The 14928-nt window shown below is 55.3% G+C and carries 12 protein-coding genes; 7 read left to right on the top strand and 5 right to left on the bottom strand.

Translation table 11 applies throughout. From position 1 onward, the window contains the following. Window positions 1-42 precede the first annotated feature (42 nt). From DQG23_RS22520 to nikR, 7 genes are all read left to right on the top strand, one after another. Window positions 43-1266 (top strand): WD40 repeat domain-containing protein, encoded by a 1224-nt coding sequence (locus DQG23_RS22520; protein WP_113033143.1) that lies wholly within the window; start codon window positions 43-45, stop codon window positions 1264-1266. Window positions 1267-1424: 158 nt separating this feature from the next. Continuing rightward, a complete protein-coding gene (locus DQG23_RS22515; protein WP_420330253.1) occupies window positions 1425-2969 on the top strand; it encodes an ABC transporter substrate-binding protein in 1545 nt (514 codons plus the stop codon). Window positions 2970-2974: 5 nt separating this feature from the next. Continuing rightward, window positions 2975-3982, top strand: a complete 1008-nt coding sequence (locus DQG23_RS22510) for an ABC transporter permease (RefSeq protein ID WP_113033141.1) — start codon at window positions 2975-2977, stop codon at window positions 3980-3982. Next, on the top strand, window positions 3979-4842 hold the full coding sequence (locus tag DQG23_RS22505; RefSeq protein ID WP_113033140.1) for an ABC transporter permease: 864 nt from the start codon (window positions 3979-3981) through the stop codon (window positions 4840-4842). The genes DQG23_RS22510 and DQG23_RS22505 overlap by 4 nt, the downstream gene beginning before the upstream one ends. A 57-nt stretch (window positions 4843-4899) precedes the next feature. Then, window positions 4900-5826, top strand: a complete 927-nt coding sequence (locus DQG23_RS22500; RefSeq protein WP_113033280.1) for an ABC transporter ATP-binding protein — start codon at window positions 4900-4902, stop codon at window positions 5824-5826. Beyond that, on the top strand, window positions 5816-6427 hold the full coding sequence (locus tag DQG23_RS22495; protein ID WP_113033139.1) for an ABC transporter ATP-binding protein: 612 nt from the start codon (window positions 5816-5818) through the stop codon (window positions 6425-6427). Before DQG23_RS22500 ends, DQG23_RS22495 begins: the two co-directional genes overlap by 11 nt. Before the next feature lie 65 nt (window positions 6428-6492). Then, window positions 6493-6954 (top strand): nickel-responsive transcriptional regulator NikR, encoded by a 462-nt coding sequence (gene nikR, locus DQG23_RS22490; protein WP_113033138.1) that lies wholly within the window; start codon window positions 6493-6495, stop codon window positions 6952-6954. 1197 nt (window positions 6955-8151) lie between these two features. Here nikR and DQG23_RS22480 read toward each other — a convergent pair. From DQG23_RS22480 to DQG23_RS22460, 5 genes are all read right to left on the bottom strand, one after another. Then, window positions 8152-9408, bottom strand: a complete 1257-nt coding sequence (locus DQG23_RS22480; protein ID WP_113033136.1) for a Gfo/Idh/MocA family protein — start codon at window positions 9406-9408, stop codon at window positions 8152-8154. A 322-nt stretch (window positions 9409-9730) separates the two neighbouring features. Then, window positions 9731-9835 carry a sporulation protein YjcZ gene (yjcZ, locus tag DQG23_RS22475; protein ID WP_113033135.1) on the bottom strand — a complete coding sequence of 35 codons (105 nt, stop codon included), beginning with the start codon at window positions 9833-9835 and terminating at the stop codon, window positions 9731-9733. A 400-nt stretch (window positions 9836-10235) separates the two neighbouring features. Beyond that, window positions 10236-11288: a LacI family DNA-binding transcriptional regulator gene (locus tag DQG23_RS22470; protein WP_113033134.1), complete on the bottom strand. Its 1053-nt coding sequence runs from the start codon at window positions 11286-11288 to the stop codon at window positions 10236-10238. A gap of 675 nt (window positions 11289-11963) precedes the next feature. Further along, window positions 11964-13781 (bottom strand): ATP-binding cassette domain-containing protein, encoded by a 1818-nt coding sequence (locus DQG23_RS22465; RefSeq protein ID WP_113033133.1) that lies wholly within the window; start codon window positions 13779-13781, stop codon window positions 11964-11966. Further along, window positions 13778-14884, bottom strand: a complete 1107-nt coding sequence (locus DQG23_RS22460; RefSeq protein WP_158560647.1) for an ATP-binding cassette domain-containing protein — start codon at window positions 14882-14884, stop codon at window positions 13778-13780. Before DQG23_RS22460 ends, DQG23_RS22465 begins: the two co-directional genes overlap by 4 nt. Window positions 14885-14928 lie beyond the last annotated feature (44 nt).

The raw sequence follows: 14928 nt of genomic DNA, 5'->3' as shown, positions 1-14928 counted from the left end.
GAGCAGACATTAACGGAACCATTCGAAAGGGGCTTATTTTTTTTGAAAAGACTTCGGATTTCCACGCTGTTCGTAATGCTTATCGTTTTCGCTATCGTTGAAGCCGCTTCCGCCCCCGCTGCCTCCGCTAAACCGGAAGCCCCCAAAGCCGCCTTCGTTCGAGACGGCAGCCTTTGGCTGAAGACAAGCCGCAATGAAACACCCGTCGACCGGGGGCAAAGCTTCTCGGACATCGCCTGGTCCGCGGACGGCAAGCTGCTGGCTTATGTCAAGCAAAAGCAAGGCGCATGGATACATAATACGGAGACGGGCAAAAAGGAGCAGGTTTTTACAAGCAACGTTCGCCATTTACACTGGTCTCCGAAAGCAAGCTTGCTCGCCTTCCAGGACGAAAGCATTCTCGACGTTGTCGATGCGACAGGTCCGGCGCCGAAACCGTTCACGAACGTTACCGGAGGGGTCGGCAGCTACGTCTGGGAGCCGGAAGGCCAAGGCTTTCTAGTGTCTACAGGCGCGCAGCTGACGCCGGCGGGCTGGTCGGACGTGAAGCTGTATAAAGTGCCGCTGACGGAAAATTTCGATGCGTCGAAAAGCAAGCTTTTCTACACCATCCCGAACCCGCCCGGAGAGCTGTTCGCCGTCGGGACGACTACGTTCAAATGGTCTGCGGACGGACGCTGGATCGCTTTTATCGCGTTCCCGACCGCCTCCTTGGCGATGGATGCGAATTCGCTCTGCCTGCTTTCGGCAGACGGCCGGTCTTTCCGCAAAATCGGCGACATGCTAGGGCATGAAGACTGGTTCCAGTGGAGCCCAGAAGGCTCGCAGCTCGCGTATGTCGGCGGTCAAGGCCGTTTTTATGCGGAGCCCAAGGAGCTCATATTGTACGATCCGGCGGCGCCCGGCGTTTCGGTTACGTTGACGCCGAAAGGCATGCTGGATATCGGTTTTGCATGGCAAAACCCGGCTATTCTGACCGTATCGCGCGGCAAAGCCCTAGGAAACATGGGCAGCGCGTTCCACTTCCCGATGCCCGGTCTTGTCAACCAGTCCGCCGCATCTCCTACGGATGCCCGTGCAATCACGAAGCCACCGCGCGGGCTCGGCGATATCCGGCCGCAGTTTTTGCGGAGCAGCGGCCGTCTCGTTTGGCAGCGAACGAACGGCAAAGGCGGGGGCGATCTATGGCTTGCCGACGCGAACGGGCGCAACCAGCGGCTCTGGATTCGCAGCGTGAACGGCGAATATGCCGTTTATGGCGGATGAGCTATTCGTTCAAGCTTGTCCTGCCATATTGTTGAAAAAGTTAGTGATACTCGCCCACCGATGTGCTACAATTACAAAAAATCGTAACACACATAGGAGTGGAGAACTTGAAAGCGCATCGGTATAAAGCACTATTCATCTTGGCCCTTGCATGCTGTATTTTGGTTGCAGGATGTGCGTCCATATCCGGCACAAACGAGTCTTCCCGAAAGGACGAGCTTCTGCTGGCCGTCGGTTCGGAGCCCGAAGCCGGCTTCGATCCGACTACGGGTTGGGGTCGCTACGGCTCGCCTCTCTTCCAAAGCACGCTGCTCAAAAGGGACGATCAATTGAAAATCGTGAACGATCTGGCCGCGGAATATGAGGCAAGCAGCGAGACGTCATGGACGGTCAAGCTACGCCGCGACGTCAAATTTTCGGACGGTAGGCCGCTAACCGCAGCGGACGTGAAGTTCACCTTCGATACCGCAGCCTCGAACGGCTCCGTCATCGATTTGACGAACCTGAAAAGAGTGGAGACCCTTGACGATTATACGATAAAGTTTACTTTGAAGGAGCCTCAATCCACATTTCTTTCCCTGCTTGTGACGACAGGAATCGTTCCGAAGCATGCTTACGGGAAAGATTATGCGAGCAACCCGATCGGCTCCGGCCCCTACAAGCTCGTACAGTGGGATAAAGGCCAACAGGCGATCGTCGAGGCGAACCCGGAATATTACGGCAGCAAGCCTTATTTTAAGAAGCTGACCTTCCTGTTCTTGACCGAGGACGCCGCTTTCGCAGCCGCCAAGGCCGGCAAAGTGGACATCTCTTATATCCCTTCCGCCTTCAGCAAACAGCAGGTAAAAGGCATGCGGCTGGAAACCGCCAAATCGGTCGATAACCGCGGTATCGTGTTTCCGTATGTCAAAAGCGGCGGCAAAACGAAGGACGGCTTCGCCATCGGCAATGACGTAACGGCGGACATCGCGATCCGCAAAGCGATCAACGAAGCGGTAGACCGCAAAGCGCTCGTAGACGGCGTGCTGGAAGGGCACGGTACGCCGGCCTACACGATAAATGACGGGCTCCCTTGGTGGAACCCGAAAACGGTTATTCCCGACGGGGACGCAAACACAGCCAAGAAACGTTTGGCCGATGCCGGCTGGAAGGACGGGGACGGAGACGGCGTTCTCGAGAAAAACGGGCTGAAAGCCCAATTTACGCTGATGTATCCTTCGGGCGATGTCACGCGGCAATCGCTGGCTTTGTCCGTCGCCGACATGATCAAGCCGATCGGCATCAAAATCGACGTCGAAGGCAAAAGCTGGGACGACCTCGAATCGCAAATGCACGCTAACGCCGTCCTTTTCGGCTGGGGAAGTCACGATCCGCTCGAAATGTTCAATGTGTACAGCAGCAAGTACGGCGGGGTCGAGTACTACAATCCCGGCTACTACGGCAATCCTGCAGTCGACGACTGGATGGACAAAGCGATGCGAGCGACGAGCGAGGAGAAAGCATTGGACTTCTGGCAAAAAGCGCAATGGGACGGCAGCACGGGCTTGAGCGCGCAAGGGGATGCGCCGTGGGCTTGGCTTGTGAACATCGATCATCTTTATCTGGTCAAAGATAAGCTTGATATCGGCAAACAGCGCATCCACCCGCACGGCCACGGATGGCCGGTAACCGACAATATCGAGAGCTGGAAATGGAATGAGTAAACGAAATGAAAGCCATTAACGGAACGAACCGCAATCTTGCCCGCTTCCTTATCGGGAAAGCAATCCGGCTCGCCTCCCTGCTTGCGGCGATAAGCGTCATATCGTTCCTGCTTGTCAGCCGTTCCCCGATCGATCCGACGCAAGCGTACATTGGCGCCGACATGATGCGGGTCAGTCCGGAGCAGCGGGCGCAGATTGCGGAATATTGGGGCTTGGACAAACCTCCGGCCGAACGGTTTATACAATGGGGCAGCGCCCTCTTGAGCGGCGATATGGGAACGTCGATGATCTACCGCGAGCCGGTCGCCGACGTCATCCGCGAGCGATTTCTCAGCTCGTTGGCACTAATGATTACAGCTTGGATATTATCCGGGCTGATCGGATTCATCGCGGGCGCTGTCGCCGGAATGAAGCAAAATACGTGGATAGACCGGCTGATCAAATGGTATTGCTATACGCTGGCGTCCACTCCGGCTTTTTGGCTGGGCCTTGTGCTTGTCATCGTGTTTTCGGTATGGCTCGGCTGGTTCCCGGTTTCGCTCGGCGTTCCGGCAGGCGTACTGGCCGAAAATGTAACGATTGGCGACCGCATCTACCATATGATTTTGCCGGCGCTGACGCTGAGCGTAATCGGCATTTCCAACATCGCCTTGCATACGAGGCAGAAGCTGATTGACGTTTTGTCCAGCGACTATATGTTATTCGCAAGGGCAAGAGGCGAACGGGGCTTCGGGCTGTTTAGGCGCCATGGCCTGCGCAACATCGCGATACCGGCAATCACGCTGCAGTTTACCGCCTTCAGCGAGCTGTTCGGCGGAGCCGTGCTTGCGGAGCAAGTGTTTTCCTATCCCGGTCTTGGTCAAGCCACGGTGGAAGCCGGGCTGCGCGGCGACGTCCCGCTTCTGCTCGGCGTCGTTCTGTTCAGCGCCGTCTTCGTGTTTGCCGGTAATGCGATAGCGGATTTGATCTATCGTTTCGTGGATCCGCGGATGAAAGAAAGGCGGTCGCTATGATACGAGGATTTGGAGCCAAAAAGCCCCTGCAGCCGCTCCTCGGCCTGAACGGCAGGCAGCGGGCGCTGATTGTCGCGGCGCTTGCCGCATTATTCGTGGCGGCCGTCGAACTCGGCGGCCTTCTGATGAGCGACGAACCGATATCCACCCATCTGGAGCTGCGCAATCTCGCACCGTCGGCAGGTCATCTGTTCGGCACGGATTGGCTTGGCCGTGATATGTTTACCCGTACCGTCAAAGGGCTCGCTTTAAGCATACGCGTCGGATTAACGGCTGCAGCATGCAGCGTCGTGATCGCGGCTTTGCTCGGTTTTGCCGCAGCTACGCTGGGCAGAACGGCGGATAAAATCGTATCCTGGCTGATCGATTTATTCCTGAGCGTTCCCCATCTGGTTACGCTCATTCTGATTTCGTTCGTTTTTGGCGGCGGCCTGAAGGGCGTCGTCATCGGCATCGCTTTTACGCATTGGCCAAGCCTCGCCCGTGTCATTCGCGCAGAGCTGCTGCAGCTGAAATCCGCCGATTACATACAGGTTTCGCGAAGGCTTGGAAAATCGCGGCTATGGATCGCAAGCCGCCATATGCTGCCTCATATTTTACCGCAGCTGCTCGTCGGCATGCTTCTCTTGTTTCCGCATGCCATCCTGCACGAGGCGGCGATTACGTTTCTCGGGCTGGGGCTGTCGCCTCATCAGCCGGCTGTCGGTATCATTTTATCCGAATCGATGCGGTATTTGTCTACGGGCATGTGGTGGCTAGCGGTTTTTCCGGGACTCAGCTTGCTCGTGACGGTACGGGCTTTCGACCGGATCGGCGAAAACCTGCGCGGACTTCTCGATCCGCATCGCTCCCATGATTAAACGAATGATTGCGGTCGATTGCATGCAAGGAAAGGAGTTGCCTCGGTTATGTCGGTAATGCCACTTTTGAAAGTTTCCGATCTATCCGTCTCATTTACCCAATACGCCGGCGGCGGCATGAAAAAACAAACGCTCCAGGTCATCCAAGACCTCCATCTTTCGATCGAGCCGGGCGAAATCGTTGCCGTCATCGGCTCAAGCGGCTCGGGCAAAAGCTTGCTTGCCCATGCGATTATGGGGATTCTCCCCAGCAATGCCGCAGTAACAGGGAAGATCGAATTTGACGGCGTCCCGCTTGACGCCGAACGGCAAGCCGCGCTGCGCGGCAAAGAAATTGCGCTCGTTCCGCAATCGGTTAACTATTTGGATCCGTTAATGCGCGTCGGCCGTCAAGTAAGAAGCTCGGCCAAAGGCGGCGATCCCGCCGCCGAGCAGCGATCCGTTTTCGAGCGATTCGGGCTCTCAAGCGCCGTTGAGCGAATGTTTCCGTTCCAGCTGTCGGGCGGAATGGCCCGCAGAGTGCTCGTATCCACGGCCACGATAAGCGGAGCCAAGCTGATCATAGCGGACGAGCCGACGCCCGGCTTGAATCCCGAGGCGGTTCAGGAGGCGCTGAGCCAGTTTAAAGAACTGGCCGATGAAGGATGCGCCGTCCTGCTAATTTCCCATGATATCGAATCGGTTCTGCCGATCGCCGACAAAGTGGCCGTTTTCTACGCGGGTACTACGGTTGAGGTCGCACCTGCTGCGGACTTCGGCGGAGACGGCGGGCGGCTGAGGCATCCTTATTCGAAGGCGCTTTGGAAAGCGTTGCCGCAGAACGACTTTATGCCGATCCCCGGCTCCCAGCCTTCACCGAATGCGCTGCCGGCCGGCTGCTTATTCGCTCCCCGCTGTTCGGCGGCTACCCCCGATTGCACGGTGGCACGTCCGGAAGTACGCGTCCTTCGCGGCGGAACCGTGAGGTGCATTCATGCGTCTTGAAGGCAAAAAGCTAAGCTTCCGCTACGATTCCGGTCCTTGGCTATTCCAAAACCTCGACATTTCTGTACATCCTGGCGAAATTGTCGGTTTGGAGGGACCCAGCGGCTGCGGGAAATCCTCCTTGGCTCGCATTCTTGCGGGGTACGCTCGGCCGCATACCGGAACGGTCGAGCTTGACGGCAAGCCTATTCCCGGCCGAGGCAGTCACCCCGTTCAGCTCGTTCTCCAGCATCCGGAGAAGGCGGTCAACCCCCGTTGGCGAATGAACCGTATTTTAGCAGAGGGAGGAGAGCCTGATCCGGCCTTGCTGCAAACATTCGGCATCGAGAAGGAGTGGCTGAACCGCTGGCCGAACGAGTTGTCCGGAGGCGAGCTGCAGCGCTTCTGCATCGTCAGGGCGCTTGGCCCACAGACGCGGTTTTTGATCGCCGACGAAATGACGACGATGCTGGACGCCATTACGCAGGCGCAAATATGGCGCGCCGTGCTGGACGCCGCTCGCGAACGGAATATCGGCATACTCGCCGTGAGTCATGAAAGGCAGCTGCTCCGGCGCCTTTGCAGCCGGGTAATGGAGTGGAACGGCTATTCATCTTTCTGATATAATCGTAAGATGAATGTTCCCGGCCTTTCGTATGGCGGGAAACATGCCGGAGGATTCCATTTATGAAAGAGAAAGATGCTTTAGTCCGTTTTGGCGTCTCCATGCCGGAACAACTGGTCAACCGCTTCGATGAACGCATTGCCGAGCAGGGCTATGACAACCGCTCGGAGGCGATCCGCGATCTTGTCCGGAAATCGCTGCTCGATCCCAACTGGACGAAATCGGAGCAAATCGTGGCCGGTACGATCGTCATGGTTTACGACCATCATGTCAGTCAACTGCCTATTTATTTAATGGAGCTCCAGCACGATTATCATCATGACATCATTTCTACGATGCACATTCATCTGAACCATGATCAATGTCTGGAGGTTTTGGTCGTACGCGGACCGCTCAAGAGGCTTCGTAGCCTTCACGAGATGATTCAGATCTCGAAGGGAGTTTCCTACGCCGAGCTCTCCGTCACCCATGTAACACCTGAGCACGGGCATAACGGGCATCACAAGCACGGAGAGCAGGAATAGCTCGGGGTATCCCCGATACCGGCACGAAGATGTAACTTCTTGATCGTCTGCAGGTCGGGTAACGGTTTCGTGGGTATCGTTCGGGGTATCTCGATACCGGAACCAGGATGATCCTTCTTAATCGTCGGCAGGTCGAGTAAAGGCTTCATGGGCATCGTTCGGGGCATCCCGATACCGGAACCAGGATGAACCTTCTTGATCGTCGGTAGGTCGGGTAAATGCTCCACGGGCATCGTTTCGGGTATCCCGATACCGGAACCAGGATGATCCTTCTTGATCGTCGGTAGGTCGGGTAAATGCTCCACGGGCATCGTTTCGGGTATCCCGATACCGGAACCAGGATGAACCTTCTTGATCGTCGGTAGGTCGGGTAAAGGCTTCATGGGTATTAGCTTGGGGGTATACATCGGCAGGCAGGACCGCGGGTACATTTCTCGGCCCAATGACCACTGCTGAGGAAGCATAATGAGGAAAAAGTAACTATTAGTGAGGCAAACCTCATTAGTTCTTGCCCTACCACGCTATTTGGTCGCTTAATAAGGAAAAGGTTACTATTAGTGAGGAAAAGGAAATTGATAGTGACTTTTGCCTCACTAATTAGCCAAAACGAGCCATTTACCGGTGGAATAGTGAGGACAGCCTCATGAACAATGAGGTTTTCTTCACTATTCGTGCAAAGGTAACTTTTGACTTGCTGCATTCTACCGATATCAAGCAAGAACAAGGTAACGAAAGCCATAGTCGTACCTCAATCAACGCATACTATTGAAAAAGACCGCCCCCTGCACCGTTTCGTGCATGAGTCGGTCTTTCTTTAATGCCATATGCCGCTTCGGCCTCACCTGTCATGACTTAATCTTTCATGACTTAGCCTTTCATGTCCTAGCCCTTCATTGCCTAGCCTTTCATGACCTAGCCCTTCATGACCCAGCCTTTCATGACTTAGCCTTTCATGTCCTAGCCCTTCATTGCCTAGCCTTTCATGACCTAGCCCTTCATGACCCAGCCTTTCATGACTTAGCCTTTCATGTCCTAGCCCTTCATGGCCTAGCCTTTCATGACCCAGCCCTTCATGACTTAGCCTTTCATGACCTAGCCCTTCATGACCCAGCCTTTCATGACTTAGCCTTTCATGACCTAGCCCTTCATGACCCAGCCCTTCATGGCCTAGCCCTTCATGACCCAGCCCTTCATGACTTAGCCTTTCATCATCGCCGCCGCATATTCGCCGATTTCAATCGCCTTTCCGCCGTTCAAGCGGGATTCCTCGGCTGCGAACGCCATCAGATGGCTGCGGACGGAGGCGGATGCCGAAGTTAAGCCCTCTTGCCCGCCGTAGGCGCGCACTTCGTTCAGGAAGCTGCTGACGATGCCTTCGTCACCGCCGCCGTGACCGCTCGTTTGCACCGGAATGGTAATTTCGGTTTTCTGATGAGTCACGAAATCCCAATACGTCAGTTTGCCCTCTTCGCCCCGCAATTCGCCGCGCGTACCCATGATTTGAATGCGGCGCTCCTGCTCGAACGTGAAGCCGCACATGCTGAACATGGCGGTCGCCCCGTTCGCGAATTCCATATTGACGACTTGATGGTCGACGACGTTATTGTCGCTCCGGTATACGCAGCGGCCGTAATCCGTTTCGCGCAAGCCTTGAACGATCTTATCCTTCGCAAGATCCGGCGTAAAATGACGGGCCCAGCCTTTGAACTGATCGCTCAAATAAAACTTCGGCGCCGAATATGCGCATGTTTTATTAACCGGACAATCCAAGCACCGATCGGTCGAGCCTTCCGGGGCGTTGCCTTCATGGAAGTGCATCAGCGAGCCGAACGAACTGACGCGCGTACACGGCTGATCCATGAGCCAGGACAGCACGTCCATATCATGGCAGGATTTAGCCAAAATCATCGGGCTGGACTTCTCGGAATTGTTCCAGTTGCCGCGAACGAAACTATGTGCGATATGCCAGTATCCGACATTCTCATTCAGTTGGATCGAAACGACTTCGCCGATCGTTCCTTCCGTCAGCAGCTTTTTGATCGCACTCCAAAACGGCGTATAACGCAGCACGTGACAGATGTTCAAAAGCCGGTCGTTCTCCTTGGCCGCCTGCTCCATTTCCAAGCATTCCTTCGGGTCCGGCGACATAGGCTTTTCCAACAGCACGTGATATTTTTTATTTAAAGCTTGGATCGTCGGATCGCGGTGCATCCGGTCCTGCGTGCAAATCATCGCGATTTCGGCAAGCTTCGGCTCCGCCAGCAGCTTCTCCCACGAATCGTAGCAGCGTTCCTCCGAAATGCCGTACGCGGAGGCAAACTGTGCCCGGCGAACCGGATCCGCTTCGGCTACCGCTACGAATTTCAGCTCATGAGGATAATTTAGTGCGTATGGAGCATAGCTTCCTGCTCCGCGCGCGCCCGCGCCAATTAATACCGCAGATAGTTGGCTCATTGTTCTCTCCCCTTTATTGGTGGTGCGTGCGCAAGATGCAAAAGAGATGCGGAATGCGAGTTGGCGAATTTGGCGGATGCGATAACCCGAATAGCCAAAAACACATTTTTTTGCGCCAAATTTATAGGATATTTTCATCATATTATCGAAAATGATCTATGTCAATCATAACTTTGGTACCAAATTTGGATATCAACGCGCCTGCAAACAAAAACGCCCTCCCGGCAACGGCGGCTTGAGACCACCGTTGCCGAAAGAGCGGCTTTGCGTCGAATGAAGCTTTCGCTTCATTCATGGAATAATCAATTTTCTTTTTACCGGATTACCAGCCGCCTCTCATGCAAGCGCAGGCAACGATTACGAGCAGGATGAACAATACCAAAATCGTGCCAGTCGATGTGAAGGCTCCTCCAACAACTCCAGACATGCGAGATTCCTCCTTTGTGGTGCCATACGGCGGTATAGTGACCTCATGTCGAGTGCCCTTCATGCGGCCATCCCCGCCGTCGGTCTACACTTATTTTATGGCATTGCCTCATTTTTGACTGGATAAACGCCCGTGCTTTCAATAATTGGTGTAATGCCTATAGTGACCTGCGAATCCGTTACAACCGCCTCACGGCTAAATGATCTCGTGCAGGCTGGAGCAGTCGCTGCAAGGCTGTTCCTGCGTCAAACGTCCATGAGCAGTTGTCTGCGGATTATCGGCTACCGAAGCGGGAGGCATACCAAAGTGCATGTCCCCGCTGTACAGCTTGGCTCCGGTCTCATCAACATACGCAAAAAAGCCCGGCTGGCGGCCGACGGGCTTAGGTCTTGTAAGGCGTTTATTTATTTCGCGCGCTCCGGTCGCAAGCTGACGATTCCCGGGCAATCAGCTCGTAGGGCAGCAAAATTTTAGCGGGCAGCGTATACGCGGCATCCACATAGTCGATGAGCGTTTTGGCGGCAATCTCGCCTATTTCGAATTTCGGCACCTGTACGGAGGAAAGCGGCGGGGATGTATACTGCGCCACCTCGATATTATCCATACCGACAAATGCGATGTCATCCGGTATCCGGCACTTTCGCTCAAGAGCTGCTCGCATGGCGGGTATCGCCATCATATCGCTCGCACAAAACATTGCAGTCGGCCATTCGTCCTCCGGCAAACTGTTCAGCATATCCGTCATCAGGCTGAAGCTGCGATCGACGTTCCATTTTGCATTTAAAATCCAATTCTCGTTCAAAACCAAACCGGCTTCCAGCATGGCGAATTTGTACCCGATATATCGTTCCTCGCCCTCCAGATCGTTTGAAAAAGCCGGCCCTCCGATGAAGCCGATGCCGGTATGCCCTTGCAAAATCAAATGACGAACCGCCGCACGCGCCGCCGATACGCGGTCGCAATCGACGATTGGAACATCCATGCTCTCGTTGTTCAAGCTCACCCCAAGTATGACGACCCGTTCTTTGCGAAGCAGCTCGAATAATGCTTTATCGTACCAGCCGATAGCTAGAACGCCCTCGACTCCGGTATCCGAAATCAAGCTGCGCATGCGGTCGACCGTGCCGATTTCCTCGCTGGCGCGTATAAAAACCGGAGACAGTCCCATAGTGTCCAATCTTCGGCGAAAACCGGATAAAATCGGAGCAAAATACGGATGATTATCCGTTAGCGTCTGCGGGACAATACAGCCGATCCGGCGAGAGGTATTCGTTTCGTCCTTTGCCGTTCGTGCCTGCGGGCTATCCCACTCATACCCTATTTCTTCAGCGACCTCGCGAATTTTCCGCTTCGTTTCTTCGTTGACGGGACGGTTCGCGTCGTTGCTGATCGCTCGGGATACGGTCGAGATCGAGACGCCGACGCGTAATGCAATATCTTTTAAAGTTGGCATCTGCTATCCTCCTTGCCGTGTATATGGAAAGCCGGTCTCGAACCGAAACCGGCGTTTGGATGTTTTGGCGTGTATCGAATAAACGCCTCTCGGCTTTTTAAAGCGACGGACATTCACTAGAAACGGGGACGATCGGCGGACAATGACAATATGCACCTGTCGTTTAATCGCACTCGATTACCTCATTTTTTCGCTTTCGTGGTTCGAAGCTAGCTGCCGTGATACATGTATTCAAAATAAAATCCGTTTGGTTTCTATTATAGGTCATTATCAACCTGTTGCAAGTCTCCTATCCAAATACTGTCCAAATTCCAACCAAACACGCCAACGCAGCAAGCACCTTAAACCGCGGGCTCGCCCGAACCGTTCAAGATGCTCGTTTCCCATTCATACTTGGATGTATGTTTGTTGATCGCCGTCATGCAGCGTTACAACGCAAGATTTGTTTAACAAGCTCGCGATACGTTGATGAAGTATTCATGGTGGTTCACGTCAGTCAAGCGACGTTACACCGTATGCTTTGGTTAAAAAGCTTGAAATTCCGTTGATGAAATATGGCATGGTAGTTGATCGCAGTTTTGCGGCGTTACCACCGTGTAAGCTTAGGCTTGCCGCGGTGCAATAATCAGCTTTACCGGGATCGCGATACGGTGTGCAAGCGTCCCTCTGCAATGGCTATGCTGCTGCAATCAGAACCGCCAGTAACGCTGCACCGAGAGCGACAGCCTTGACATCAAGCCTTCCCAAACGCAGCTTGAGCGCCGAAGTACGTCTCTGGCCAGCGATCCTGTAGCCTCTTGCTTCCATCGCTACGGATAAATCTTCGGCGTTCTGAAGCACCGACAGCAGCAGCGGAATGACGAAGGCCGGGGCGTCGCGGAGCCGAAGCGGCTTCCCTTTGGAAAACGAGGCGCTGCGCGCTCTGACCGCCAGCTTGAGCCGGTCGGCCTCCTGCGAAATGATCGGGATAAAGCGAAGAAGCAGGGAGGCACCCAGCGCAAATGCGGAAACGGGCAGCTTCCATTTTTCGAGTGCGCCGAAAGTTATTTCTAAAGCGCGTTTCATTTGCATCTGCGTCGTGGTGAACGTAAATAACAGCCCGACGATCATAACCAGAGCAATTTTGGCGAACTGTCGCAGCGTCAGCAGCGCCGTCTCCGCAGCAAAACCGATCTCGAAGCCCGATGATTCCGTCCCGAAAGATAGCTGCAAACCGGAAAACCCTACCGAAAATAAGGAAAAATAAAGAAAAGGCTTCGTCCACCGCCAAAGCGGCCGAAAAGGAGCGCCAGACAACAGAACGAGGACAACCGTGCAAATCGCGGAAACGCCTATGCCGAGCCACCGGTCCTGTAGCAAAATGCCGATCGATACGAGCATCGAAACGAGCCACTTCGTTCTTGGATCCAATCGCCTCGCTAAGCTTTCGCCGGCGCCGGACATCCCGGCTCCGGATTCCCCTTGATCGGCTGCAGAGCGAGCCTTTTCTGCCGTTCGCGCCGATTCTTGAACGCTCTCCGCTCCGTCAGCTGCCGGCTCGGCTGCAGCAACCGCCGCCCTACTGCCCGGCGACTGCGGGTACGCAAGGCTCTCGGCGCCATACGGTATCCTAGTTTGCGCAGCTGCGGCAACCGCTTCATGCTCCGGCTCCTTTGTCGCCAAGAGCCGCTTTCGTGAAGCTTGCCAGATGGCATCGGCCATGGCCGCCGGCGTCATCGGAGGTACGTCGGCCGCCAATTCTACGGCAATGCCGTGTTTGCCCAACGACAGCGCCGTCCGCATGGATGAGGCAAGCCCGATTCCCGCATCGAAAAGCGGCTGCGGGGATCTCGCAAGCTCCGCAGGCGAAGCTTCAGCCGAGATGCGCCCTTCGCGCAGCAGAATAACCTTATTTGCGAGAGGAAGGAACGCATCCAAGTCATGCGTAGCGATGATGACGCCACCGTTTTTACGGGCGCTCCATTCGCGAACTGCCGCCGTCAGCCATTCCACGCCCTCGGTATCCAGAGATGCCGAGGGTTCGTCCAGCAGCAGCCAATCCGGCTCAGCGACAAACGTGCTTGCGAGCGCCAGCTTCCGCTTCTCTCCTCCGCTCAACGTAAAAGGCGACCGTTCGAGCACCGAAGCCGAAAGCTTCACCCGCTCCAATGCAGTCCGGATGCGCCCTTCGCTTTCGGCTTTGGAAAGCCGGAACGGCCGCAGCGTATACTCCAGTTCGCTTTGAACCGTACGAGCGAACAACTGGTGCTCCGGATATTGAAAGACGATCCCGACGCCTGAAGCGCCGCGCTCTTCTTCAAACGTTATTTTACCGCCGCCCGTTTCAATCAAACCCGCAACCGTTTGCAGCAGCGTAGATTTTCCGGAGCCCGTACGGCCGACAAGAAGCGTAATTTGGCCCGTTTCGAAGCGGCAATCGACATCATACAACACCTGTTTAGCGCCGTTTGCGCCGGAAACCGATGCCGACACGCCTTCAACGACGATCGTCATAACACGCCTCCTTCTGCAAAAGAGGCTTCGGCAACGGCTTCTGCCAGCTCCTCCGGCGTTAGCGGCAGCTTAGGCAGCGTGAATCCCTTGCCGATCAGAAGCCGCGCCGTCTCCACCGCGAACGGGCGTACGAAGCCGTACCGGTCGCAGCAGGTTTCGTGTTCAACCCTATCGCCGTCAGCGTCTACTACCGGAAAAGATGCGTCGTAAAAAAACTGCCGCGGCTCGCCGTCAAAAACGGCCTTTCCTCCATCCATCACGACGACGCGGTCTGCAAAAGCAAGCTCATCTAACAGCTGCGTAATCCAGACTACAGCGGTTCCTTGCCGATGCAGCTCCTTAACGACGCCTAAAATTCGCTCGCGCGAAGCCGGATCGAGCATCGAAGTCGCTTCATCGAACACGATGACCGACGAGCCTGCCGCAAGCGCACCCGCTATCGCAAGCAGCTGCTTTTGCCCGCCCGAAAGCTCCTTCGTCATTCTGCCGGCATAACCGGCAAGTCCCGTCTTGGCCAATGCTTCCTCCGCCATCACGGCCATGTCCTCCGGTGCGATGCCCCTGTTTTCCAATCCGAAGCAAACATCCTCAAACACGGTTTCTCCGATCGTCTGCGCCTCCGGATTTTGCATGACAAGCTGTACGGGATGTTGGGCGTCCTGAGCAATCCGGACGTTCTCCGCATCCCCGGCCGTCGAACCGGCGCGAGCGCCCTCTGCACGTTCGGCTTTCTCAGCGCCACTAACTTCTTCCGACTTCACTGATTCCCCACCGGTTCCCGCACACGCTGCGTCCCCGACGCCCTCTGCACTTTCGGCAATCTCAGAGTCTCTATCGCCTTCCGCCTTCACTGCTTCCCCGCCGGTTCCTGCAGCGCTCGAGCCGTTCTGGCGACCCCGGCGCGTTACATAGCCGGCATCCGGCTGGATAACGCCTGCCAGCGTTTTCGCAAGCGTGCTTTTGCCGCTGCCGCTCTTGCCGATAACGGCAACCCATTCGCCGTCACGAACGGCGAAACGAACGTCGGTTAGCAGCGGTATATCCGTGCCCGCCGCCTTTACATGCACGCCGACCGCTTCGACGAAAACATTTTTTTTGCACATGCGAACATTCATCCTCTTTTCGAACGATACCAAAGATGCTACAA

This window comes from Paenibacillus contaminans, assembly GCF_003285015.1.
GTDB lineage: Bacteria > Bacillota > Bacilli > Paenibacillales > NBRC-103111 > Paenibacillus_V > Paenibacillus_V contaminans.
Note: the sequence above shows the minus strand (reverse complement) of the source record. Positions and strands in the feature narration are given on the sequence as shown.